Source organism: Ruegeria sp. CL7 (genome assembly GCF_056536445.1).
This window is the reverse complement of sequence record NZ_JBQFPQ010000001.1, coordinates 277624-300781: the sequence shown is the minus strand read 5'-3', so window position 1 is coordinate 300781 and position 23158 is coordinate 277624. Positions and strand designations below refer to the sequence as shown.

Sequence of the window (23158 nt, the reverse complement as noted above, 5' to 3'; positions counted from 1 at the left end):
CTTTCTTCGATCAACCGTCCTTGCGGATGGTTTCGTTTTTCGGATCGTAGGGGCTGTCGCAGGTGACGACCGCATCCCACAGCTTGTCCTGAATTTTGACCTGCAGCTTGGTGCCTTCGACCGCCATTTCAGGCTTCACGTAACCCATGCCAATGGATTTCTCGAACGCCACCGAGTAGCCGCCCGAGGTCAATCGACCCACGCGCTCACCTTCTGGTGTGTACAGCGCCTCGCGGCCCCACGGATCTGCATCGTCCGGTCCGTCGATCAGCAGGGTGCAGCATTTGACGCGCACGCCGGTCTCTTCCAGCTTGGCCTTACCGTAGAAGTCCTTGGACAGGTCGACAAAACGCGGCAGGTCGGCTTCCAGCGGAGTCGCGTCGCGGCCCAGTTCGGTGCCGAATGCGCGATAGGATTTCTCCTGACGCAGCCAGTTCTGGGCTCGCGCGCCAACCAGCTTCATGCCATGCTTCTCACCGGCCTTTTCAAGCAGGTCGAACAGGTAGTTCTGCATCTCGATCGGGTGGTGCAGTTCCCAGCCCAGCTCACCGGTATAGGCCACGCGGATCGCGTTGACCGGGCACATGCCCAGTTCGATCTGGCGCGCCGAAAGCCAAGGGAAGCGCTTGTTGGACAGTGCGGTTTCCGGATCGGCATCTTTGATGACCTCTTTCAGAACGTCACGCGACTTGGGTCCGGCGATGGCGAAAACACCCCATTGCGTGGTCACGTCCTGGATCTCGATGTAACCGAACTCCTCCATCTTGTCCTCGGCCGCCTTGCGCAGATAATCGGCGTCGTACTCGGTCCAGGCACCGGCAGAGACGAGGTAATAGTTGTTCTCGCCATTGCGGACGATGGTGTATTCGGTGCGGGTGGTGCCGTGCGATGTCAGCGCGTAGGTCAGGTTGATACGACCAACCTTGGGCAGCTTGTTGCAGGTGAACCAATCCAGGAACTGAGTCGCACCGGGGCCTTTGACGACGTGCTTGGTGAAGGCCGATGCGTCGATCAGGCCGACGCCTTCGCGGATCGCCTTGGCTTCTTCGACGGCATATTGCCACCAGCCGCCACGACGGAACGAGCGTGCTTCTTTGTCGAAGTTCTCGGGCGCATCGACAGGGCCGAAGTAGTTCGGACGTTCCCAGCCGTTGACCCAGCCGAACTGGGCACCGCGCGCTTTCTGACGGTCGTAGGCCGGAACGGTCCGCAGCGGACGGCAGGCTTCACGCTCTTCGTCCGGGTGGTGCAGGATATAGACGTGCTCATAGCACTCTTCGTTCTTGCGGGCCGCGAACTCGGTGGTCATCCAGTTGCTGGAATAGCGTTTGGGGTCCAGCGAGGCCATATCGATTTCGGCTTCGCCATCGACCATCATCTGCGCCAGATAATAGCCGGTGCCGCCTGCGGCAGTGATACCAAAGCTGAAACCTTCGGCCAGCCACATGTTGCGCAGGCCCGGCGCAGGACCGACCAGCGGGTTGCCGTCAGGCGTATAGCAGATCGGGCCGTTGAAATCGTCTTTCAGGCCGGATTCAGCACAGGACGGCACACGTTCGGCCATCGCCATGTACTGATCCGCAATCCGATCCAAATCCAGCGGGAACAGATCCGCGCGGAAGCTGTCCGGTACACCGTGTTCAAACCGCGCGGGGGCGCCATGTTCATAGATACCCAGAATCCAGCCGCCGCGTTCTTCACGGGCGTAGGATTCATTGTCGGCGTCGCGCACGACGGGGTGTTCGGGGTTGCCTGCTTCGCGCCATTTGACCAGTTCAGGGTCTTTGTCCATGACGATGAAAGTGTGTTCGACCGGGATCGCCGGCATCTTGATGCCCAGCATCTTGGCGGTGCGCTGTGCGTGGTTGCCCGATGCAGTGACGACATGTTCGGCAGTGATCACAACCTTTTCGTCGCTTTCGACAAGGTTGCCGCCTTTTTCCACCATCTTGGTGCAGGTGACTTCCCAATGGGTGCCGTTCCAGTGGAAGGCATCCGCCTGCATCTTGCGCACGATCTCGACGCCACGCTGACGGGCCCCCTTGGCCATGGCCTGCGTCACATCTGCCGGGTTAATATACCCGTCTTCGGTATGGTAGATTGCGCCCTTCAGATCCGATGTCTCGATCAACGGCCAACGTTCCTTGATCTGCTCGGGGGTCAGCCACTCATAGGCAACATCGCAGGTTTCGGCGGTGGAGGCGTAGAGCATGTACTCATCCATGCGCTCCTGCGTCTGTGCCATGCGCAGGTTGCCGACGACGGCAAAGCCCGCGTTCAGCCCGGTTTCTTCTTCCAGCGTCTTGTAGAAGTCGACCGAGTACTTGTGGATGTGAGTTGTCGCATAGGACATGTTGAACAATGGCAGCAGACCAGCCGCGTGCCAGGTGGACCCGGACGTCAGCTCGTCCCGTTCGATCAACATCACATCATCCCAGCCCGCTTTGGCCAGATGGTAGGCAATCGAGGTCCCAACGGCGCCGCCGCCAACAACCAGTGCTTTGACTTGGGTTTTCATAACCGGGCGTCTCCCCTTGAAATCAGTTGACACCATATGGCGCACTTGAGGGGGATCGCGCGACATTCATCCGACCAGTGATATGAAAAAAACGACCCGATGATCGAATGCGGGTCGCAGATCTGACATGAAACCCGTGATCTCAACCGCTGGAGCGACAGCGCTTGCTTGTCCCGATCGTGGTGCAGACAAGTTTCCGAACTTCCTCTTACGGTGTCTTCGCCGCAGGTTCCTCGGGCTGTGAAGGTTGGGCATCAGCTTCAAGCCGACTTTCCGAAATCCCGACACGCGCGGATACCGAGGTAACATAACCTTTGAAGCCCAGCCCGTTTTCGGATGCCTTGGCCTGCTGATAATAGTCCAGCCCAACAACGGCGATCCCGCAGATCGCTGCAAACCCTGCCAGATATTTTGCGCTCATGTCGGCCACCTGTTCCTAACCGAGTCGGTGAGACCAGAACATGTGGACGATTTGAAGGCGCAATGCCGGCCAGAACGCGAAAACCGCTAGGATTGGCCCGCCAAAACCTTGCCGGGATTCATGATGTTCTCGGGGTCCAAAGCAGCCTTGATTGCGGCCATATACTGCGTGGCGGCGCCCAGTTCCTTGATGAGGTATGGCCGCTTGCCCTGACCGATTCCGTGTTCACCTGTACAGGTGCCCTCCATTGAAATTGCCAGGTCGTTCAACCACCCGACAAACTCTTCGGCCTTGGCGACTTCTTCGGCGTTCTGCATGTCGATCAAAAGAAGCGAGTGAAAGTTCCCATCCCCCACATGCCCCACCATTGGCGCGAGCAAGCCAAGATCAGCTGCCTTCTGCTGAGTGCTTGTCACACACTCCGCCAGGCGCGAGATCGGCACGCAGACATCCGTTGAAATACCACGCGCGCCGGGGCGCAGTTGCAGACATGCCCAATACATATCATGGCGCGCCTGCCAAAGCTTGTTCCGTTCTTCGGTGGTCGAGGTCGCAGCAAAATCTGTACCGCCGAATTCCCGGGCGATCTGACCAAAGGTTTCAGCCTGTTCCGCCGCACCGCTTTCAGAGCCATGGAATTCCAGCAGCAGCAATGGCGTTTCCGGCAGGCTCAGCCCGGAATAGGCGTTTGCCGCCTGAACCGACATTTCATCCAGCAACTCTATTCGGGCGACCGGAATGCCATACTGAATGGTCATCATCACCGCGCGGCACGCGGCATCGACCGAAGGAAAGGAACACCTGGCCGAGCTGATCGCTTCGGGGATGCCCTGCAAGCGCAGAGTCAGCTCGGTGATGATACCCAACGTGCCTTCCGCCCCAATCAGAAGGCGTGCCAGATCATACCCGGCCGATGACTTCTTGGCCCTGTGACCGGTACGGATGATCTGGCCGTCCGGCATCACCGCCTCGAGGCTGAGAACGTTGTCCCGCATCGTTCCGTATCGCACCGCATTGGTGCCCGACGCGCGGGTCGCGGCCATACCGCCCAGCGAGGCATTCGCCCCCGGGTCAATCGGAAAGAACAAACCCTGATCCCGCAAGTGGGTGTTCAGCGCCTCGCGCGTGACGCCGGGCTGCACGACACAATCCAGATCTTCGGCGTGGACAGCCAGCACCTTGTCCATCTGCATCAGATCGACCGAGATCCCCCCTGCTGGCGCATTCACATGCCCTTCCAGCGACGTTCCCGTGCCAAAGGGAATCACCGGCACCCGGTGCGCGGCACAGGTTTTGACAATTTCCGACACGTCCTGCGTAGTATGCGGGAAAACCACAGCATCCGGGCTCTGGTTTTCGATCCAGGTCGTGGTGTGCCCGTGCTGTTCACGGATCGCGGTACCCGTTTGCAACCTGTCGCCAAAACGTTGTTTCAGAACGCCTATGACGGTTTCAATACCTGTTTCATTCCGAGGCAAAGCGGTCGCCTGCACCATCGTCATCCTCCCCTGTCCCAGCACGTTGCGGGCCGTTCAGTCCATGACTAAAGGGCCCGCCAAGTGCCGGCAATCCCCACAAATACCGAGGCCCTATTCGCCCAGCGCAATACCTTCGCGACGGGGGTCGGCACCACCGCTCAGCCCGTCTCCGATTTCGATGGCGTGAAGGCCAGATGTCAGGTCACGCGGGTTTACCTCGAACCCAAACTGGGTCAGCCCGTCGGAAAAGCCTTCGGCAGCGGTCCCGGCCTCGACATCATATGTTCCGAAACGATTGACAAGATGCGGCAGCGACACGGCTTGTTGCACATCCATGCCCCAGTCGGCCCATGCGATGATCGATTTGGCCACATAGCCGATGATCCGACTGCCGCCCGGCGAGCCAATCGCCAGAACCGGCGCGTCATCCTGCATCACGATGGTCGGGCTCATGGACGAACGCGGGCGTTTTCCGGGTTCCAGCCGGTTGGCGATCGGCACACCATCGCTGTGGGTCTTGAACGAAAAATCCGTCAGTTCGTTGTTCAGAAGGAACCCGTTCGTCATCAGACGTGAGCCAAAGCCGTTTTCGATGGTCGTGGTCATCGACAGCACGTTGCCATAGCTGTCTACAATCGAGATATGCGAGGTCGAAGGCAGCTCCAGCGACACATCATCCGCCCAGTTCAGCGCGTGGTCGAACTCCGGCTGACCGGGCCCGACATCTGCCAGCGCGCCTTCGGTGTTCAGCAATTCCGCTCTTTGCGACAGGTAGGCCGGATCAACCAGCCCCTTGGTCGGCATGGGCACGAAATCGCTGTCAGCCATGTACCGGCCCCGGTCCGCAAAGGCGAGGCGCGAAGCGTCCCCGATCAACCGCCAGGCCTCGGCGCTTTCCGGCCCCATAGCCGCCAGATCATAGCCGTTCAGCATCCCCAGAATTTGCCCCACGGTCAGCGCACCCGACGACGGCGGGCCCATGCCGCAGACTTCATAGGCGCGGTATTCCGCGCAAACCGGCTCGCGCTCGATCACCTGATACAGCGCAAGATCCGCACCGGACAGAACACCAGGATTGCTTGGAGCATTGCGAACCGTGCGCACGATATCCGCGGCAATCTCACCGCCATAGAATCCTGCCGCCCCGTCACTGGCCAACACACGCAGCGTTTCGGCATAAGCCGGGTTCATTAGGCGCTGCCCCTGTCGCAGCGGTGCGCCCCCCGGCAGGAAATATTCAGCGGTTTCCGGGAAGCGTGACAGGCGCTCGGCATCTTTTTCGACCAGGCTGGCCAGACGTGGGGACACCAGGAACCCTTCATCCGCCAACCGGATTCCATCGGCAAACAATCCGGGCCACGAGGAACGCCCCCAGCGGCGATGCGCCTCTTCCAGCAAAGCAGGTGTGCCCGGCGTCCCCACGGACAGCCCACCGACAACCGCATCGAAGAATTTCAGCGGCTCACCGTTTTCGTCCTGAAACACGGTCGGTGTAGCCGCCAGCGGCGCCGTTTCTCGCCCGTCCAGAGTTGTCATCTGACCGGTCGCTGCATCGTACCAGACCAGAAACGCACCGCCGCCCAAGCCCGAGGATTGCGGTTCGACCAGGCCCAGCACGACCTGCACCGCAACCATGGCGTCTGCGGCAGACCCACCTGCGCGCAATACTCTGACACCGGCTTCCACCGCCAGCGGGTTGGCCGCGGCAACCATCCAGTTCTGGGACGTGACCGGAACGCCATCCAGTTTGGCCTCGAGCGCCGCGATGACTTCGTCGGTCATGGCCTGTACCTGCCCTTCCGTGGCCTTTTCGGGCGCAACGGCATCGGCCGCTTCCTGAGCGACCCCCGGAGCAGCAAAACAAAATGCAGAAAACAGTAGAACTGAAACACGTCTCATCTGATCAAATCCTCCGATACATCCCTGATTATCAAAACTGCGCGCCGAACACGCTCTGAACAAGTCCAACCTGCACGCCATCAGCAAATGGCCGGTGTCCGCAGCACGCGTTAAGCCTTTGCGTCGCCCACCAATCGATCCTGATCATAGCGGGTCATACCGCGGAACTCGGGCAACCAAGCTTCACGCCGGATGACCCAGCTTTCATATGTTGGCGCCAACTGATCTGGCGCATCAAGGCATCCAAGATGCACCTCCACTTCGGTTCCGCTGCGCGCAAAGACCGGAGAGCCGCAGCCGGGGCAAAAATACCTGTTAGCATAACCACGCGCTTCGCCGGAAACCTCTATTCTGTCGTCCGGGAAAACGGCCGCCGCATAGAAAACCGCGCCATGATACTTGCGGCAGTCCAAACAGTGACAGATTCCGACCCGCAGAGGACGACCCGAAGCCCTGATGCGCAGATTTCCACAACGGCACCCTCCTTCATAGACGTCCATTCCTGCTCCTTTCCAGAGCGCTAGAGCATTGCTGGCACAACCTGATCCGGCGGGCGGTGGCCATCTTCGAAGGTCTTGATGTTGATGATGACCTTCTCGCCCATCTCCACCCGGCCCTCGAGCGTGGCTGATCCCATATGAGGCAACAGAACCACATTGGGCAGCTGCCGCAGGCGCGGGTTCACGTCAGTGCCCTGTTCGTAGACATCCAGCCCCGCCCCCGCAATTTCACCTGCGCGGATCATCCGGGTCAGGGCGTTTTCGTCCACAACTTCACCACGTGACGTGTTCACGATCACTGCCGAGGGTTTCATCAGTTTCAGACGACGTGCGTTCATCAGATGGAAGGTCGACGGCGTTGAGGGGCAATTAACCGAGATCACATCCATCCGCGCGACCATCTGATCGAGGCTTTCCCAATAGGTTGCCTCCAGCTCCTGCTCGGTCTCGGTGCGCAACCTGCGGCGGTTGTGATAATGGACCTGCATTCCAAACGCTTTCGCACGCCGCGCCACCGCTTGCCCGATCCGGCCCATGCCCAGAATGCCCAGACGACGACCACCGATACGGCCTCCCAGAAACGCGGTGGGCGCCCAGCCGGACCAATCTCCCTGCTGCATCACGCTCAGACCTTCGGGAATGCGTCGGGTAACGGCCAGAATCAGGGCCATGGTCATGTCGGCGGTGTCATCGGTCAGAACCCCCGGCGTGTTCGACACCAGAATCCCACGCTGGCGCGCTGTGGACACGTCAATATTGTCGACACCGGCACCGTAATTGGCGATGAGCTTCAGCCTTTCGCCCGCCTGCCCCAGCAGACCGCCATCAATCGCATCAGTCACCGTAGGCACCAGGACATCAGCGTCCTGCACTGCGGCCACCAGTTCTTCGCGCGTCATCGGAGTGTCATCGTCGCGCAAGCGCACATCAAACAACTCGCTCAAACGTGTTTCGACCGCTTCGGGCAACCGTCGCGTAACGACAACACTCAAACGTTCTCTTGGCACCTCGGCCCTCCCACTGCTTTGCAAACGGACGCGCGCCATGGCATCGTGGCGCAGGATAAGGCGGGGCACAAGAACCCCTTTGGCATTGAGTCGACCTTTTTTCGGAACCGGATCAACAGGCATAAGAGCAGGCAGTCAGTGAGTGGTATTCGACCGGTAAATCGCCGCTGTCTGGCGGCACTATCCGTATTTCTGATCATGTTCGGCGCATGGGCTGCTCATGCCGACGTGAAACGAGGATCCGTCACCAACCTCCCCCTGCCCCGTTATGTCTCGATGAAAGCAGCAGAAGGCAACGTGCGACGCGGACCTTCTTTGACACATCGAATCGACTGGGTGTTCAAACGGCGCGGAATGCCGCTTCAAGTCACTGCCGAATACGGCAACTGGCGACGGGTTCAGGACCGCGACGGCGCCGGAGGCTGGGTTCACTACGCCCTGTTGTCGGGTGTTCGGACAGTGCTGATTGAATCCGAAATGCTGCCTGTCTATGCCCGACCCGATCCGACCTCCCCCGTGAATGCGCATTTCGAATCCGGGGTCGTGGCCCGACTGGGAACCTGCTCGCTGGACTGGTGCCGGATCACCGCCGGCGGGTATCGGGGTTGGACCTTGAAGTCGAACCTTTGGGGGGTCGACCCGTCCGAGATTCGCGAATAACCACAGGGCCGACCTTCCCCCGCGTTGCGGACACGCGACAAGGTGTTTGAGTTTCCTGCCGATATGCTGTGAAACTCGACCAAAACGGAGGCGATCATGCGCGCAGTTACATATTCCAACTTCGGAGACCCGGCCGATGTCCTGCGGATAAAGGACCTCCCTCCGGTCCCGCCGGGTCCGGGCGAGGTCACGGTAGAGCTGTCCTTTTCCGGAGTGAACCCTTCCGACGTCAAAGCCCGCGCCGGGACCAGACCGGGCGTGACAGAGCCTCCGTTCCCCCTGATCATCCCGCACAGTGACGGCGCTGGTGTGATTTCGGCCGTTGGCGACGGAGTATCCGCATCTCGGATCGGGCAGCGCGTGTGGATCTGGAACGGGCAATGGCAACGCCCTTTCGGCACCGCCGCCAGCCACATCACCCTTCCCGATGCCCAGGCCGTGGCTCTGCCGGATGCGGTGTCGATGCAGACCGGCGCGATTCTGGGCATTCCCGGTCTTACCGCCTGCCACGCGGTGTTTTCAGGCGGCTGTCCCGATGGGCAAACGATCTTGATACACGGTGGCGCGGGCACCGTCGGCTTTCTGGCCGTTCAGCTTGCCAAATGGGCAGGCGCGCGCGTGATCGCTACCGCCAGCCCTCGCAACTTTGACCGGGTCCGAGAAGCCGGCGCAGATATCGTGATTGATTACGCCAGCAAGGATCTTTCCTCCGAAATTCTCGATGCAAATGAAGGAAAGACAATCGGCCGAATTATCGACGTCGAATTCGGCCGGAATATTCAAACAAACGCCGCGGTCATTGCCGAGAACGGTCGCATCAACGCCTATGGCTCTGCCCAAGACATGGCCCCCGTGTTTCCATTCGGACCGATGATGTTCAAAGCCATGACGCTTGAGACCATTTTGATTTACCTTCTTCCGCTGGATCTTCGTACCAATGCCGTGAAAACCCTTCACAAGGCATTGACGGATGGCGCTTTGACCTGCCCTGTTCAAAAGGTCTTTGCACTGGAAGAATGCGCATCTGCGCATGCAATGGTGCAGGATGGAAACCGGACCGGAGCCGTGTTGATCGACACCCAATGACTGCCCTGAAAAAAATCGGTTCAACCTGAGTTTTTTTGACAAAACGCTCTTGATCCCCGCCAACAACAATCGTAGATAGCCGCTCACTGTTGGGGTGTAGCCAAGTGGTAAGGCAGCGGTTTTTGGTACCGTGTATCGTAGGTTCGAATCCTACCACCCCAGCCAAACACTTCCCTGATTTCAGACGCTGAGAAGTTACCGGGCAATTGTCCCGTGTTTCCGGGCGCTTGGCGTGCGGCGCTTCGAGCAGAGACACAATCCCGGGCACATCCAAGGCCGATTTCGGGCCGCAGTCTCTGTTTGCAATTCCGACGGTACGAGTTTGGGAGATTCTGATATCAGAGCGCTGCGAACTGCACGCGCTGTTCTGACCAGATTGCGGGGAACCGGGTCTTGATCAGATAGTCGGTGGTGAGACCTGCGGGTTGTCCACCCTGAGCGATGGAGCCAAGAATATCAGGGGCGAGCAACGCGAGACTGGCCACGTCCTGGACGCGCCGTTTTGAAACGCCATCGGTTTCTGCGATCTCCGAGAAGGTCTTTCCCGCAATGACCATCGACAACCAACGGCGCCCCTTCATGATGTTCTGCACGAGGGTTTGATCGATCTCTGGTGGCGGTGCACCCAGATGCAATCTCAACTCCACCCCGCGCCGGCGCATCTGGAAGGGCGCTTTGATCATCAATTCCGCCTGATAGATCTGTTCCGATTGGCACCCCAACTGTTTTGCGAGAACGGCAGCGCTCAATTGCACGGTGACCAAACCCGGTCGCAAATCAGCACGTTCAACAAGCGCCAGGCATGCTCGCGTCTGCGTCAGCTCTTTCAGTTTTTCGGCAGCCGAGACGATCTCTGCCGCCGATGCATTCTGGATCATTGACGACGCCGCATCAGGTCGGCCCACATGCTGCGCAACAAGATCTGACAACAGCCTTTCAACCTGCTCGGCGGGTAGCCGCCAGGCGTCAGGATGTTTCCGACTACGGTCTTTCACCAGCCTGCGAGAGATATAGTAGCGCAGACGTTTGCCGTTCTTGCGGCTGTGGCTGGGTGTCAGGCGATCGCCAGTTTCATCGAATAGCTTTCCAGCCAGCAGAGATGTTGTTGCCTTTTTTACTGAACCGCGTGCGATGGAGGCCCTGCATTGCAGCATATCCTGAACCGTGTCCCAGATCTCAGGATCAATGATCGCCGGATGCTGCCCTTCATACACCTGCTGTTTGTGACGGATCCGTCCGGCATAGACTGGGTTGCTCAGGATGTGCTGGAGGTGACCACGATCAAAGTGTTTTCCGCCTGATATCCGACCACCCGCCCGGTTACGGCACCGGGACCTGAGGTCGAGTTGCTCTGCCCGTTCTTTAACCTCTCGTAAGATGCCGTGTTTCAGATAGAGGTCGTAAAGCGTCCGGATCGTGTTCGCTTCATCCTCGTCGATCTTCAGCGTTCGGCCATCCGGCTGATAGCCAAGTGGAACGCTTCCGCCCATCCACATGCCCTTGCGTTTTGAGGCTGCGATCTTGTCGCGGATGCGCTCTGCCGTGACCTCACGTTCGAACTGGGCAAAACTGAGCAGCATGTTGAGAGTCAGCCGCCCCATGCTGGTGGCCGTGTTGAAGCTTTGGGTTACCGAGACAAAGGACGTCCCGGCCGCGTCCAATCGATCGACCAGTTTTGCGAAGTCAGCCAGCGAGCGCGTCAGGCGGTCGATCTTGTAGACAACGATCTGGTCGACGCGTTTTTCATCGACAGCCTGCATCAATCGCTGCAGAGACGGACGATCCAGATGCCCTCCGGAGATCCCGCCGTCGTCATAGTGGTCCGGGAGCAGTTCCCAGCCCTCGTGCTTCTGGCTGGCGATATAGGCTTCGCAGGCCTCTCGCTGCGCATCCAGAGAATTGAAATCCTGCTCAAGCCCCTCTTCCGAGCTCTTGCGGGTGTAGATGGCGCAGCGGATCCGGCGCATCACTGCACTCCGAAGAAGCGGGGTCCGGACCACCGGGCGCCGGTGATGTGTCGGGCAATGGCCGACAAGGACCGCCAGGTTTTCCCATCCATGACGTAGCCCCCCTCCACCACCTCAACCTGATAGGTGCGGCCATTCCATTCGCGGATCAGATGCGACCCCGCTTTTGTCGTGGCTGGAAGTGATTTACCGGAGGCGATCTGGTTCAGGCGCCGGGTGGTCTTGAGTGACACACCGCCCAGCGCCCGGTTTTGTGTCTCCCAGATCAGCACCCGCTTCATAAACTGCAGTGAGAGGTGTTTGGGTGGCGGACGCCCAAACACCTCTCTCCAGCGATCCAGGCATTCGGTGCGGTCAAAGGCACTGATGTCTGCAATCAGGCATTCCAGCTTGCCGGGGCCGTCACCGCTCATGCCGCAGTGTCCGCCCAGACCACGCGATAGACCGAACCTTTGTCGCTATCGCTGCGTTCGATCTGGTAGCCTGCCTTGCGTTGGGCAGAGATCGCGGCTCGTGCTGTATGGGGCTGCCAGCCGAAGGTCTTCTGTAAATGCGCCAGCGTTACTCCGGATTTCGGGTCAGCAACTTGTGCAACTGGACGCTACGCGTCGCGTTGCCTCCGGAAGGTTTTGGGCTCGCCGGTTTGTTCTCTTGATGAGATGACATTGCCATCCTGTTTCTCCACTCTGCGGACTAAGGCCAATCCCCCGCCCAGTACTGAGTGGAGCCCGGACATTCCGGGCGACAGGGTGCGTGCCCAGTTCCGCTCTATCACGCTCAAAAGTCCAGTGGATTATGGAAAAGTTTGGCGGGAATCCGGTCATTCGCTGCGGCTGCGAGAGAGCGGCCGCCGACAGCCTATGCTCTTGGCCGAACCACCATCACAAGGCTTGCTGCAACCACTCACGCTCGAATTTCGTTAGCTCTGTCTTCGGGTTGCGGATGGCTTCGTACAAGCGTTTCCTCAAGCTCGTCTTGGTGTCACCATCAACATAGAACGCCTGCGAAATCTGAATTGGCACCCCTTCCTCGTCCAACTCCTTGAGAATTTCTGGCTGAAACCAGCTTCCAATGCTGCCAAGAAACAGACTGTAGTCGGCTTGTGGCGAGGACTGGCGGACAAATAGCTCTACCAGAGCAAAGTTCTGCGGCAAACCATACTCGCAAGCCCGCAAAAACTTAAAAATATTGTCCCGATTTTCCGGTTGGCCCTTGTAGCTCTGATCTTGGTCCAGAAGGAAACCTCTTAGGCTTGTTGCCTTTCGAAGTCTGTCGATAAGAGTAGCAAGTTGTCTGGTATTGAACGCTCCAAAAGAGCCGACCTTCTGTTGAGAACAGAATACATCACAGACTTCGAGAATCTCGGGCCATCTTGGCCAGTTTGCCCAAATCAATTTGTCGCTCTTTTTAAGGGAGCGGTTTACCTGCTCCTTTATCGCGATGGCAGTTTCCAATCCGATTGAAGACGCCAGTTTGAGATCGTCGCCCTCTAGACCCAAACGATCCCGGTAGTAACGAAAGCGATCATCTGACCGTTTTGACCTATCCGGTTTGTCGATATGCACGATGTATTCGTCGGGTAGCTCGTCATCCTCAGAAAACAGTGTTGGGCTGACTTCCAGTTCGGTGTGCTCAGGAATATCGTTGAAGACCATAACTTGGCCTACGTGATGTTGTCCCAGCCGCCCAGCGCGCCCTTTGATATTTGAGTAGGTGAAGAAGTCGTACGAGTCTCGGTTTATCTTTTTGTCATATATCATGACGGTCTTTGCCGCCGTGTTGACGCCCTCTATGAGCGTTGACGTGCAAAGCAGTACGGGCAGCTTACCTTGATTGAAGAGGCGAACCATTTGCGCGGCAATTGCTCGCGGAATGCGGCCATGATGAACACCAAATCCATAGTAGACTGCCAATGACAGAAAATTGTTTCGCCCAATATTGTTTTTCAACCAGACAGCGAAGTCGCTCGTGTCTTCTGCCACGGCCATCTTTTCAGAAAGTTCGATTGCGAGTTTGTTGGCCCGGCCCGGCGACGAAATGAAGACAAGCGCAGGCCAGTTTCTATCCTCGCCAATTTCTTCAATCAGACGTCCGCGCTTGTCCGATACAGTTTGGAGGTCCAAGGTCTCCACCGCGACGGTAGAAAACCGAGTCCTCAGAAACTCAAAGTTCCACCGGGAATCTGGTGCGACAGATATTTTGTCGATATTGGGGCCAAGAAAGAAGAATTGCTTGGACCGCTTGAGCAAACGGTAGACCGCAGCGTTGAGTGTGATGCTTCGCTCGTCACGTCTGTCGGGGTCAAGTTTGTAAAACTCGTCAACAACAGTGAGGTCCAAATCCCCCAAATCTTCGCGGTATATCAGTCGTTCTTGGGTACCTAAGAAAATGGTTGGCTCATCTGTCGATGTTTCGCTCTGATGCATCACCAGCTTGAACTTTTCCGAAAAGCGGTCCCGAAAGCGTCTTCTGAATTCATCGAGTAGCGCAATCGTTGGAAGTACAACCGCCACGCGACGATAGCGTTCCGTCGAGAGTAGAGCGTCGATCAACAGGCTCTTTCCAAAACTGGTAGGGGCGCTCAAGATAAGATTTCGCCCTGCTAGGAGCGCATCCAGAGCTTTGATCTGTTCACGGTGAAACGTTACCCCTCCCAATTCAGGAGCAGTTACAGCCTCAGCAACAAGCGCGTCTGTCTCGTCTGCAAACTCAGTTTCGATATAATTCCACAGGCCCGTAGCTCGGGCCAAAGAGCTTACGAGAGGCCGATAGCTTAGAAGTTCTTCCTGGTGTGTGTCCAAGAGATCGGCAAGCCTAGGCACGACCTCAAGCAAGCTTGGGTCGTCGACGTCGGTTGATTGAATGGCGAACGACGCGGCTTGCAGCACTCGAAAGGTTTCGCGCTTCAAATCGGAACCAGTTAGCGCATTCAGATCACTCCAGTTGATATCCAGAACGGGCATTTCCTACACCTTAAACAATTTGAAGCCCTTTAAGGCGGTCATCGAAGGCTTTGTTGAGCGCATCTTTGTCGCCCAACGGGACGTAAATGAGTTTGATTCTTATTTTTTTTGTCAGCCCTGACGCCTTCAACTTCTCCCACAAGGCGTTCATCTCGTCGGTTACCTCGATGCTGTAGCTATCGTTTGCCGATACGTGGCGAGAAGTCGCATCGCTGTTTGCTGCGATCAGAACTGGGAAAACTGCACTCGCAATTAGTTCGTCTAGTGAAGCTTCCGCAGACAGGAGTTTCTTGATTTTCATGCTGTGCGGAATGTCATTGGAAACCTGTGGTCCAAGCAGCAGCTTTTCGTTTTTAAGGAATCCGGACGTGATGTGCCCTTTTATGGATGCGATTGCATCCTTAATTGCGTCGTTCCGGTTTCCGAAGAATTTCGCTTCACCCAACCAAAGCTCTATATTGTCACCGCCGACGTACCGCACATGAACCAAGTCAAATGCCTTTACCGGATCGTTTGATGCGCTCAGATAGTTTACCCTAGCCGCAACCGGTATTGTATTGAAATAGGTTCGGCAAACAGCGTGAGCGGCAATCTCACCTACCTCGCCACGCCGTTCATATTTTTCACTGGTATAAACTCTGGAAGCTGCCTGTTTGAGGCGAACAAACGTATTGGTGTGGTTCGTGTCGCGAAGTTCGTCAGATTTTAATGCGTAGTCAATAATCCATTCTATTAGATTGTCAGCGAGACCAGAACACCGCCACTCGGATAGTTCGAAGCCTGCGCAATAGCTCTCTGAACTTTCGTTGGCGTCCGTAACACGGGATAGAATGCAGTTGGGGGCGAGCTTGTAAGGGTTTGACATTTAATATTCTGCTCTTGGTATTTTGGATTCACCATGGCCTAAGAGCTTTGACGAGGCAACTCGCAAAAGTTGTGTGTCCAGCGGTGCCGCAACCCGTTACATGGCTTTGATGGTCGGGATCAGACTGCTCCGAAGAACGATATCAGCCCAATCGCCTAGCAAACGCGTCTGCTGTTGTGGTTCAAGGCGGAAATGGCAGTTTCACGGGTGTTGCGATGCAGCGTTCGAGCATACCATCGATGTCTCCTTTGAGCCGATAATTCCAAGTATGTGTGCGTGTGAATGAGCGCGGCAAAGCTCCCTGAAACCGCATCTACCACAAAGATGTGGGCCTGAGACCGTCGGCGCTATGTCCCTCCACATCGGCAAGGGCCAGCTCTTTCCACTCGGCCCTTAGTCCTCCGCCGGAGACACAGTCTCCAGCCCGAAGGATGTTTACAATGTCCTGCCCGGAAAATAGGCGCACTGGATAGCGATCAGCCTCGATCTCTTTCTGCGTCTGTTCAGAGTACCAAGACGTTGTGAAATACAGCCCGAACTGGCCTCTCCCAAGCCGTGCAACAAGACGGGAAACCTGATCCGGCGTGATGGCCGTCTTGTAGCGTTTGGCCTCACCTAGGAACTCGATCTCATAGTCAATTGGATATGGCATCTTAAACATGCCGAAGAAGTCGATGCCGTGGTCGCCTGTCCTTCTGGTTCGCGTAACGCGATGCTCCAGGCCCGGAACGATGTCCGGGAGCTTGTCGATCAGGGCCACGGTGAACGCCTCAAATTCAGCGGGCGTGAGCGCAGCGACTTCTTCAAGGATCGTCTCATCATCTGATCCGGCAACCGGAACCTGCTGCTGTTTGCTCCGAACCTTAGAAGACCAGACCTGCCGCCTTTCTATCTTACCCTTGATTACCTTCCGCCAGACTTCCGGGGCAAGTTTCCTGTCGACCTCACGAACATCGCCGGCAATGACACGTTGCCGAAGCCACTCTACAGAAACCGTCTCGGTATCCAGGATGGAAAGCAGGATGCGCAGGTTTTTGATCGGCTTCCCTTCGTCCTCAAACCACGCATGTCTGACGTCAGATAAGGCACAAAGACCATTGAATGTCAGCCACCCGGATTTCTGCTTCGAGAAATGAAGTATCGGTGGCATCTCATCGAGCCGCCCGGCGAGTCGCAGGTTGTTTGTCGCTTCGATACGCGCGTTGCCGGGAAACTGATTGAACAACTTCTCGCGCGCCGAAAACTTCGCATCACCCCAATAGTAGATGTTTCCGCTGACCTCATCGACGACGTCGTCCCAGGGATTGTGATGCTGGGCGGACATGTCCCTGGTGATCAGGACAAAAAATGCAGGGACGGCACGCTCTGTCTCCGGATCCACTGGTCCTCCCGAGACCGGGTCCTTGAACCTGATACCACCCGAGTTCGCGATCGAACCGGCGGACGTATTCAGCCAACGCAGAAGTTCGTCTTCCTCGAACTTCACGCCCGCCTTGTCACGATACTGGTGACCTACGCGCCAGAACTCTTCGCTCATTACAATCCCTCAAATCAAAAGACGTTGCCGCCCACGAAGGTCTTGGACCGCTCCGAGAAAATCCCCGACTCCCATGAGCCACGCGCGCTGGTCAGCCTGATATGTGCTGTGCAATGAGGCGGGCAGCACAAGCTGCAGGCCCTGGCCCTGCATTTCGCCCGTCTGAATCTTCGATATTGCCGGCTCAAGGGTAAGCAGATGCTTTGTCCTGATCCGGTCCGCCTCTGCCAGAACCTGCCGCCAGCGATCTTTGCAGCTTGTTTTCACCGCCAGCATAGCAAGCTGGTCATCGGGATATCGGAGGTCCGCGTATTCGTCCTCGCCGGGGAACAGGAAATCTGCCGCGTTCCGCTTCTCGGTCGTTGCTTCGCGCGTGTAGCTGACCCCGTGGGCCTGCAGGATGGCTTCGACATGGTGTCCGAAGGCATAGCCTGCCCGCGATTTGCGCCGGTTCTGAACGCTCAGTGAGAAGCTCAGGAACCCGTCGACATCAGCCCTATCCGCCTCGAAGAAGCCTGCCTTGAGACGGTCTGACACGATCTCGCGTTCCAGATGGCGGAACAGCGCCTCCTCGTGCTCCATCCAGGCAATGAGCGCACCGTCAGGATCGTCCAGCGGATCGATATGTGACAGCGTTTCCCGGGCAAATACAGACAGCGGAACGGTTCCTGGAAACGCCCGCCCGAACTTTTCGACCAGCAGGTCAAAGGCATCTGGCTCCGGCTCATCTGTCTCAATCCCCAGATCTGCCAGAACGCTTCGCGCTGCAAAGCCAAGTTCAACCGCATCGTCGCGATCAAGGCGGCGCGCGACAGATCTTCCCTCGAAAAGATCCAGCCCGAAGAGCCACAAAAGCTGCTGGCCGATCGTTGACCCCTCCGGCGTCAGGAGCACCATCAGGCTGCCATCCTTTGTCCGGGCAATCACAACCTGATCGCCGGCCCGGGCCCGGTGCACAGCCGGCTCAGACTCCGCTGCATAGTAAAGGTGATATTCAGGGCTCCGTCCTGCCCTGCCTCGACGAACGTCGCTCCAGGTACAAAACGAGTCCAGCCGGACGGGTTCGGCGTCCTCATCGTCTTCCAGCCAGTAGAAGATCGCCGGGAACGTCTGCTTTTCGGCGGGCGTGCCCAGAAATGCCCGGAAGCCGCTGACGCCCTGAAACTCGTGCTGGTTTGAGCGCTGTCGGTTAATCTCGACCTCGGTCAGCACCTTGGCCCCGGCGCCCTCAAAAAGATCTGCCAGAACACCGAACTTCATGAGGGCACCGCCTCTGGCTCATCCGCGGTCAAACCCTGCAGACTGAAGTCGCCAACCGGCGCGTACAGCCAATCGGAAACGGCGTTCAGCACATCGTCCACCGGCCGTCTCTGGCGCCCCTTCAGGGCGCATTCCCAGACAACCCCGACGCGCCAGCCCGCCTCGTGCAGCGCCTTTTTGCTGGCCTCATCCCGGGCAACATTGGCCCCGATCTTTTGACGCCAGAACTCTTCCCGCGTGCCTGGCCACTTGAAGAGATGGCAGCCGTGGCCGTGCCAGAAGCAACCATGGACGAAGAGCACCGCGTGATGTTTCGGAAAAATCAGATCAGGGCGTCCGGGCAGCCTCCGATCATGCAGCCGGAAGCGGAAACCGCGGGCGTGGAGCCCGCGGCGGATCATCATTTCCGGCTTGGTGTCAGCGCCCCGGATCGCCGCCATATTCCGGCTGCGGGTCGCTTTGTCATGAACATCAGCCAACTCTGATTACCGGCTCCGCCTGATTGCTGGTCAGGTTCAGGATATGCGGTCTCATGATCCGTGCAACCTCCGCGAAGACCGGCACCGCGACAGAGTTCCCGAATTGTTTGTAGGCCTGGGTATCGGAGACCGGGATCCGGAAATCTTCGTCGTAGCCCATGAGGCGGGCGCATTCGCGCGGAGTAAGACGCCTCGGATTTCTTCCCTCGCCGCGGCTGACGAGAATTTCCGATCCATCCTTGTAATACCGGGCCGACAGCGTGCGGGCGATGCTGTCGCCATCGACCAGCCCGAACCCAAAGCCGTTGCCCTTCGCCCGGTGCTTGGCCGCGTAGTCCTGCAAATATTGCCAGAGCTTGTCCGTCAGGGTGTATTTGTCGCTGACGGCGGCGTTGTCGCCGACCGTGTAGTGCCGCTCCGGCGCCTCCAGACCGTTTTCCGGGTGCAGGATATCCCGCATCACACGGTGCCCGCGCCTCGGAAGATCAATATCGTCGAAAGAGAATGGCACCTCTTCCCTGAACCCGACAATAACGATCCGCTCGCGGTGCTGAGGCACGTAGTGTGCCGCGTCGATGATACGGGTCTGGAGGGTATAGCCGAGGTCGTCCTCCAGCTTGCGGCGGATCACGTCAAACGTCCGGCCCCGGTCATGGCTTTTAAGGTTCTTGACGTTTTCCAGCAGGAAGGCCGCCGGGCGATGGGCCATCAGAATCCGCAGGACATCGAAAAAGAGCGTGCCCTGGGTCTCGTCATCAAATCCATGCAGGCGTCCCAGCGCATTCTTCTTTGAGACCCCGGCAATAGAGAACGGCTGGCAAGGAAACCCGGCCACCAGGACATCATGATCCGGAATCGCCGCAGCATCGACCTCGCGGATATCCCCCGCGATGGGCCGGTTGTCGGGGAAGTTCGCAAGATAGGTTTGCTGCGCGTACTTGTCCCACTCAGAGGTAAAGACGCAGCGCCCGCCCGCGCTTTCCATCGCTTTCCGAAGACCGCCAATCCCGGCAAAGAGATCGATGAAGGTGAAGCCGCCGCCGCTGTCCGGCCCGCGCCGCTGGTTGATTTCCAACTCCAGCAGACGGATGATACCGTCCCTCGGCCGCTCTTCGCCCCGGATCCAGCGATAAATATGACCCTCTGAATAATCGAGGTGTTCTGCCGCCTGGGGTACCGAATAACCTGCCTTCCGGAGAAGGATCTCAAAGTCCGTCATCACTGCTCACCGCCCTGGGAATTTTTCTGACACTATGGCGGGCGCGCGCCCGCCAGACAAGAACAATCTGCGGACATATGGTATATTTTCCGTTAATACCTACTGTATCCAGGCGAGATACAAGGACAAAACAGGAACCTGCTTGGTCGATTTCATGAGATTGAGGCAACCGGGTTCTGGCTCACAATACCCATCACAACCGGGAGCTCAGGCGTGGAGGCGCCCCTTGATCTATCCAGTTTTGCCCAAGGGTCTGAGAGCCGCTCTTAAGCTGTTGTGGGCTTGGTGCCCCGGAGCCCTGCGCTGGCAACATACGGCCCCACAGCGGTCCGTGCACGGCTGTGGGGCCTATAGTGGCTGCCTGTTAATCTGGCGGGGATCAGGCCTCATCTCCAGGCTCCCGGCCTGGCACCTTTACGCCCATCTTCTCCAGTCTGGCGAAGAAATCATCGCGCTGTTGCCGGTCACTTTCTTCACGCGCGTCTACGGCAGGCTGGACCTCCAGCATGATTTTGATTGCCGCAATAAGGGACGGGACATGCCCCGCAAGTCCGCGCCTGCAGAGCCCCAGATACCCCGCCTCATAGGCGGCCAGGGACACTTTGCGGCCCTCCGGCGTCCGGGCCGTCACCGGCTCAGACAGGATCTTTGCAGCCTCGTTTACGAGATCAGAGCGGGTCTTCGGGCGACCCCTCGGATTGCCCGACTGGCCTTTCTTCCAGCGGCTGGCTTTTGGCGGTTTGCCGTAGCCGATATTATATTCATCCGGCATCGTTGCCTCCTTCGTTCTTGAGCTTCGCGTCCACGCGCCGGATCCGATCGAGGATCTCCTTTTTCTTTGCTTCGGGATCGAAGCGCCGGGCCTCAGCGACACCGGCTTCGTCCAGAATCTTTCTCTGCAGTGCCAGTGCCCGCCTGTCTCCCGACAGGGCCAGCTCGCGCAACTTCCGGATCAGAGCTTCACTGATCGGCATCTGTCTGTCTGCGCCCTTTGGCTTGACCTGGCGTTTCAGGACACGTTGCAGATGCGAGTAGATGTCATCGGGCTTTTTCGGCCGGCCCTTCGGATTGCCGGACTGGCCCTTCTTGAAGCGGCTGTGCTCCGGCGGGCTCATATAGCCCACCGAGGTCTTGGTCTGATCGGTCATTCTGCCGCCTCCGTTGCCGGGGTCAGTGCCTCTTGTGCCCGCCGCCCGGCGGCCGCAGCAAAGCTTTCGCCCGTTTCTGCCAGGACCGCATCATGGCCCGTCAGCGCCGCGTAACGGCGGCAGATGACGTCGCAGTAGACCGGATCCAGTTCGACAAGCCGTGCGGCGCGACCACTGCGCTCGGCTGCGATCAGGGTCGTGCCAGAACCACCGAAGCCATCCAGCACGATCTCGCCGCGCCGGGTGACATCGCGGATCGCGTCGGCCACCAGCGCTACTGGCTTGACGGTCGGATGTAGTGCCAGATCCTGCTGGTTTCCGCCGAAGCTGTTGACGCCCGGATAGTCCCAGACATTCGTCCGGTAACGTCCCTTTTCGCCGAGGCCGAAGGTGTTCGTGTGTGGCGCTGTGCCAACCTTCCAGACATAGACCAGCTCATGGCGGGACCGGTAGAAAGTGCCCATGCCGCCATTGGTCTTGGCCCAGACGCAGAGGTTTTTCAGCTCGGAATAGACCTTTGAACCCGCGGTCTGCAGTTCGGCCATGTGCCGCCAGTCCATACAGACGAAGTGAATGGCGCCGTCATGGCTGACATCCGCCATGGCGCCCAGCGAAACCTCCAGAAAGGCCGTGAAGGTGCCGGCATCCATTTCGCCGGCGGCCATAGCAAATTCGCGGTGTTTCACCGCGCCGGAGCCACAGACATGGCCGTCGATCTTCACATTGTACGGCGGGTCTGTGAACACAGCCCGGGCACGATCACCGCCCATCAGCGCGGCGTAGGTCGCCGGGTCACGCGCATCGCCGCAGATCAGCCGATGACGACCGAGCTGCCAGATATCACCGGGACGTGTGACTGCCGGGCCCGGATCGGGCTCCGGTACGATATCAGCCGGGTCTTCGGCAGCCTCGCTGCTATCGTCGTCCAGCAGGATGTCCAGCTCGGCAGTCTCGAAGCCGGTAATTTCCAGTTCAAAGTCCAGATCGAGCTCAGCCAGGGCCTGAAATTCGATCTTCAGGATATCACGGTCCCAGCCCGCCAGTTCGGCCAGACGGTTGTCGGCGATGACGTAAGCCCGCCGCTCAGCCGCGGAAAGATGCGCCAGTTCGATTGTTGGCACCGTTTCCATGCCGAGCAGTCTGGCGGCCGCAACGCGACCATGACCGGCGATGATGCCGCCATCGCTGTCGACCAGCACCGGATTCGCGAAGTCGAATTTCCGGATCGACGCTGCGATCTGGGCGATCTGCTTGTCAGAATGGGTGCGGGCGTTACCCGCGTAAGGGATAAGATCGTCGGTCTTCCGATAGACGACGTTGAGCCGGGTCTGTTCCGGCAGTGCTTTGATGTCAGCCATTGTCAGGGCCTTTCATGATGTGCGCAGCCGGCTCGCCGTGACAGGGACCACCCCCAACTCGGGAGCCGGTCTGCGCTGTTTCTGGGAGAGGCCGGATCATCAGATCCTTGCAAAGGGCCGGATCGCTCCGGCACAAGATCGGCAGGCCCCCCGCCGATCACTTCGCTTGTTTGGGCCGGGCCAATGAGGCCCAGCATTTCCGGTTGCGGTCTCAGTTGAGTCTCGACGCGGTATCGTCAGCTGCGGCTCTGATTAGAACATCGATATTGAGTAAGTGCTGCAGGTCGATCTCCAGCATTTCGCGAGTCCAGCCAACGTATTTGCCGAAGCGGATTACAGTATCGAGATAGTGGTGGACATCGTCGGCGGTCAGCGCGGATATTGGCAGCGCCGGAACGTCATCGACACCGAGCAGATACCCAGCCTCGACACGTCCACGACCTGCAATGATGTTGCCGTCATCATCTACGACAACAGGCTGCGCGCCGTTGTAGTCACGGATCGTCCGCTGAAAGCTGTCGATCTCAGCATCGCTGTGATCGCGCTCATTTAGCGCATAGAAGTCGAGCTCCTCCGGATCATACCAGACGATCTTTTCGAGGGTTTCATCCCTCAGATTGGGAATCTCGGTTCCCGGGGTGGCGGCGTTCATGGCTTTGCTCCTTTCACACCAACTGTCCCCGGACCATTCCGGGGACTTCGAAACTCAAGTTGCGGCGATCAAGCGCCGCGACACGCCGTTGTTTCAGTTGATGTGCAGGCAAACCCGGGGAATGCCTTCGGAGTTGTCGGC

20 protein-coding genes, 1 tRNA gene and 1 pseudogene are annotated in these 23158 nt (G+C 58.3%); 3 read left to right on the top strand and 19 right to left on the bottom strand.

Features of this window, described 5'->3' with window-relative positions:
- Positions 1–10: 10 nt before the first annotated feature.
- From ACR0LI_RS01460 to ACR0LI_RS01435, 6 genes are all read right to left on the bottom strand, one after another.
- Positions 11–2518: a GcvT family protein gene (locus tag ACR0LI_RS01460; protein ID WP_171630755.1), complete on the bottom strand. Its 2508-nt coding sequence runs from the start codon at positions 2516–2518 to the stop codon at positions 11–13.
- Between the two features lie 208 nt (positions 2519–2726).
- Positions 2727–2939 (bottom strand): hypothetical protein, encoded by a 213-nt coding sequence (locus tag ACR0LI_RS01455; protein ID WP_480717901.1) that lies wholly within the window; start codon positions 2937–2939, stop codon positions 2727–2729.
- Between the two features lie 86 nt (positions 2940–3025).
- Positions 3026–4435 (bottom strand): FAD-binding oxidoreductase, encoded by a 1410-nt coding sequence (locus tag ACR0LI_RS01450; RefSeq protein WP_171630751.1) that lies wholly within the window; start codon positions 4433–4435, stop codon positions 3026–3028.
- A gap of 93 nt (positions 4436–4528) precedes the next feature.
- Complete coding sequence (ggt, locus tag ACR0LI_RS01445; protein WP_480717900.1) at positions 4529–6316, bottom strand: gamma-glutamyltransferase; 1788 nt, start codon at positions 6314–6316, stop codon at positions 4529–4531.
- Between the two features lie 110 nt (positions 6317–6426).
- Positions 6427–6816: a GFA family protein gene (locus ACR0LI_RS01440; protein ID WP_480717899.1), complete on the bottom strand. Its 390-nt coding sequence runs from the start codon at positions 6814–6816 to the stop codon at positions 6427–6429.
- A gap of 20 nt (positions 6817–6836) precedes the next feature.
- Positions 6837–7823, bottom strand: coding sequence for an NAD(P)-dependent oxidoreductase (locus ACR0LI_RS01435; RefSeq protein ID WP_171630745.1), 987 nt, complete (start codon positions 7821–7823; stop codon positions 6837–6839).
- A gap of 198 nt (positions 7824–8021) precedes the next feature.
- Between ACR0LI_RS01435 and ACR0LI_RS01430 the strand changes: the two genes are divergently transcribed.
- From ACR0LI_RS01430 to ACR0LI_RS01420, 3 genes are all read left to right on the top strand, one after another.
- The gene (locus ACR0LI_RS01430; protein ID WP_171205541.1) at positions 8022–8483 is read left to right on the top strand and encodes an SH3 domain-containing protein; all 462 of its coding nucleotides are present in this window, start codon (positions 8022–8024) and stop codon (positions 8481–8483) included.
- Positions 8484–8579: 96 nt separating this feature from the next.
- Positions 8580–9569, top strand: a complete 990-nt coding sequence (locus ACR0LI_RS01425; RefSeq protein ID WP_480717898.1) for an NADPH:quinone reductase — start codon at positions 8580–8582, stop codon at positions 9567–9569.
- A gap of 90 nt (positions 9570–9659) precedes the next feature.
- Positions 9660–9734 (top strand) — tRNA-Gln (locus ACR0LI_RS01420).
- 173 nt (positions 9735–9907) lie between these two features.
- Here the strand turns inward: ACR0LI_RS01420 and ACR0LI_RS01415 are convergent.
- The 13 genes and pseudogenes from ACR0LI_RS01415 to ACR0LI_RS01355 form a co-directional block, all read right to left on the bottom strand.
- Positions 9908–11536: a recombinase family protein gene (locus tag ACR0LI_RS01415; RefSeq protein ID WP_480717897.1), complete on the bottom strand. Its 1629-nt coding sequence runs from the start codon at positions 11534–11536 to the stop codon at positions 9908–9910.
- On the bottom strand, positions 11536–11949 hold the full coding sequence (locus ACR0LI_RS01410; protein WP_480717896.1) for a DUF2924 domain-containing protein: 414 nt from the start codon (positions 11947–11949) through the stop codon (positions 11536–11538). Before ACR0LI_RS01410 ends, ACR0LI_RS01415 begins: the two co-directional genes overlap by 1 nt.
- Positions 11946–12101 (bottom strand): annotated as a pseudogene (locus ACR0LI_RS01405) (DUF3489 domain-containing protein); the annotation flags it as partial. The pseudogene ACR0LI_RS01405 and the gene ACR0LI_RS01410, both read right to left, overlap by 4 nt.
- A gap of 316 nt (positions 12102–12417) precedes the next feature.
- Entirely contained in the window at positions 12418–14499 is a 2082-nt protein-coding gene (locus ACR0LI_RS01400) for a DEAD/DEAH box helicase (RefSeq protein ID WP_480717895.1), read from the bottom strand.
- A gap of 10 nt (positions 14500–14509) precedes the next feature.
- Positions 14510–15364, bottom strand: coding sequence for a HamA C-terminal domain-containing protein (locus ACR0LI_RS01395; protein ID WP_480717894.1), 855 nt, complete (start codon positions 15362–15364; stop codon positions 14510–14512).
- A gap of 313 nt (positions 15365–15677) precedes the next feature.
- On the bottom strand, positions 15678–16901 hold the full coding sequence (locus ACR0LI_RS01390; protein WP_480717893.1) for a restriction endonuclease: 1224 nt from the start codon (positions 16899–16901) through the stop codon (positions 15678–15680).
- A 9-nt stretch (positions 16902–16910) separates the two neighbouring features.
- A complete protein-coding gene (locus tag ACR0LI_RS01385) occupies positions 16911–18161 on the bottom strand; it encodes a type II restriction endonuclease (RefSeq protein ID WP_480717892.1) in 1251 nt (416 codons plus the stop codon).
- Positions 18158–18601: a very short patch repair endonuclease gene (locus tag ACR0LI_RS01380; RefSeq protein WP_480717891.1), complete on the bottom strand. Its 444-nt coding sequence runs from the start codon at positions 18599–18601 to the stop codon at positions 18158–18160. Before ACR0LI_RS01380 ends, ACR0LI_RS01385 begins: the two co-directional genes overlap by 4 nt.
- Positions 18602–18632: 31 nt before the next feature.
- On the bottom strand, positions 18633–19859 hold the full coding sequence (gene dcm, locus ACR0LI_RS01375; RefSeq protein WP_480717890.1) for a DNA (cytosine-5-)-methyltransferase: 1227 nt from the start codon (positions 19857–19859) through the stop codon (positions 18633–18635).
- A gap of 379 nt (positions 19860–20238) precedes the next feature.
- Positions 20239–20631, bottom strand: a complete 393-nt coding sequence (locus ACR0LI_RS01370) for a DUF5681 domain-containing protein (protein WP_480717889.1) — start codon at positions 20629–20631, stop codon at positions 20239–20241.
- Positions 20621–21007, bottom strand: coding sequence for a DUF5681 domain-containing protein (locus tag ACR0LI_RS01365; protein ID WP_480717888.1), 387 nt, complete (start codon positions 21005–21007; stop codon positions 20621–20623). The genes ACR0LI_RS01370 and ACR0LI_RS01365 overlap by 11 nt, the downstream gene beginning before the upstream one ends.
- Entirely contained in the window at positions 21004–22365 is a 1362-nt protein-coding gene (locus tag ACR0LI_RS01360) for a site-specific DNA-methyltransferase (RefSeq protein WP_480717887.1), read from the bottom strand. The genes ACR0LI_RS01365 and ACR0LI_RS01360 overlap by 4 nt, the downstream gene beginning before the upstream one ends.
- Before the next feature lie 211 nt (positions 22366–22576).
- Positions 22577–23017 (bottom strand): ParB N-terminal domain-containing protein, encoded by a 441-nt coding sequence (locus ACR0LI_RS01355; protein ID WP_480717886.1) that lies wholly within the window; start codon positions 23015–23017, stop codon positions 22577–22579.
- Positions 23018–23158 lie beyond the last annotated feature (141 nt).

Coding starts and splice junctions, on each gene's coding strand:
- ACR0LI_RS01395 (WP_480717894.1), bottom strand. CDS start 15,364: ATGTCAAACCCTTACAAGCTCGCCCCCAACTGCATTCTATCCCGTGTT.
- ggt (WP_480717900.1), bottom strand. CDS start 6,316: ATGAGACGTGTTTCAGTTCTACTGTTTTCTGCATTTTGTTTTGCTGCT.
- ACR0LI_RS01385 (WP_480717892.1), bottom strand. CDS start 18,161: ATGAAGTTCGGTGTTCTGGCAGATCTTTTTGAGGGCGCCGGGGCCAAG.
- ACR0LI_RS01415 (WP_480717897.1), bottom strand. CDS start 11,536: ATGCGCCGGATCCGCTGCGCCATCTACACCCGCAAGAGCTCGGAAGAG.
- ACR0LI_RS01460 (WP_171630755.1), bottom strand. CDS start 2,518: ATGAAAACCCAAGTCAAAGCACTGGTTGTTGGCGGCGGCGCCGTTGGG.
- ACR0LI_RS01365 (WP_480717888.1), bottom strand. CDS start 21,007: ATGACCGATCAGACCAAGACCTCGGTGGGCTATATGAGCCCGCCGGAG.
- ACR0LI_RS01390 (WP_480717893.1), bottom strand. CDS start 16,901: ATGAGCGAAGAGTTCTGGCGCGTAGGTCACCAGTATCGTGACAAGGCG.
- ACR0LI_RS01425 (WP_480717898.1), top strand. CDS start 8,580: ATGCGCGCAGTTACATATTCCAACTTCGGAGACCCGGCCGATGTCCTG.
- ACR0LI_RS01450 (WP_171630751.1), bottom strand. CDS start 4,435: ATGGTGCAGGCGACCGCTTTGCCTCGGAATGAAACAGGTATTGAAACC.
- ACR0LI_RS01440 (WP_480717899.1), bottom strand. CDS start 6,816: ATGGACGTCTATGAAGGAGGGTGCCGTTGTGGAAATCTGCGCATCAGG.
- dcm (WP_480717890.1), bottom strand. CDS start 19,859: ATGACGGACTTTGAGATCCTTCTCCGGAAGGCAGGTTATTCGGTACCC.
- ACR0LI_RS01370 (WP_480717889.1), bottom strand. CDS start 20,631: ATGCCGGATGAATATAATATCGGCTACGGCAAACCGCCAAAAGCCAGC.
- ACR0LI_RS01380 (WP_480717891.1), bottom strand. CDS start 18,601: ATGGCGGCGATCCGGGGCGCTGACACCAAGCCGGAAATGATGATCCGC.
- ACR0LI_RS01410 (WP_480717896.1), bottom strand. CDS start 11,949: ATGAGCGGTGACGGCCCCGGCAAGCTGGAATGCCTGATTGCAGACATC.
- ACR0LI_RS01430 (WP_171205541.1), top strand. CDS start 8,022: ATGTTCGGCGCATGGGCTGCTCATGCCGACGTGAAACGAGGATCCGTC.
- ACR0LI_RS01455 (WP_480717901.1), bottom strand. CDS start 2,939: ATGAGCGCAAAATATCTGGCAGGGTTTGCAGCGATCTGCGGGATCGCC.
- ACR0LI_RS01400 (WP_480717895.1), bottom strand. CDS start 14,499: ATGCCCGTTCTGGATATCAACTGGAGTGATCTGAATGCGCTAACTGGT.
- ACR0LI_RS01360 (WP_480717887.1), bottom strand. CDS start 22,365: ATGGCTGACATCAAAGCACTGCCGGAACAGACCCGGCTCAACGTCGTC.
- ACR0LI_RS01355 (WP_480717886.1), bottom strand. CDS start 23,017: ATGAACGCCGCCACCCCGGGAACCGAGATTCCCAATCTGAGGGATGAA.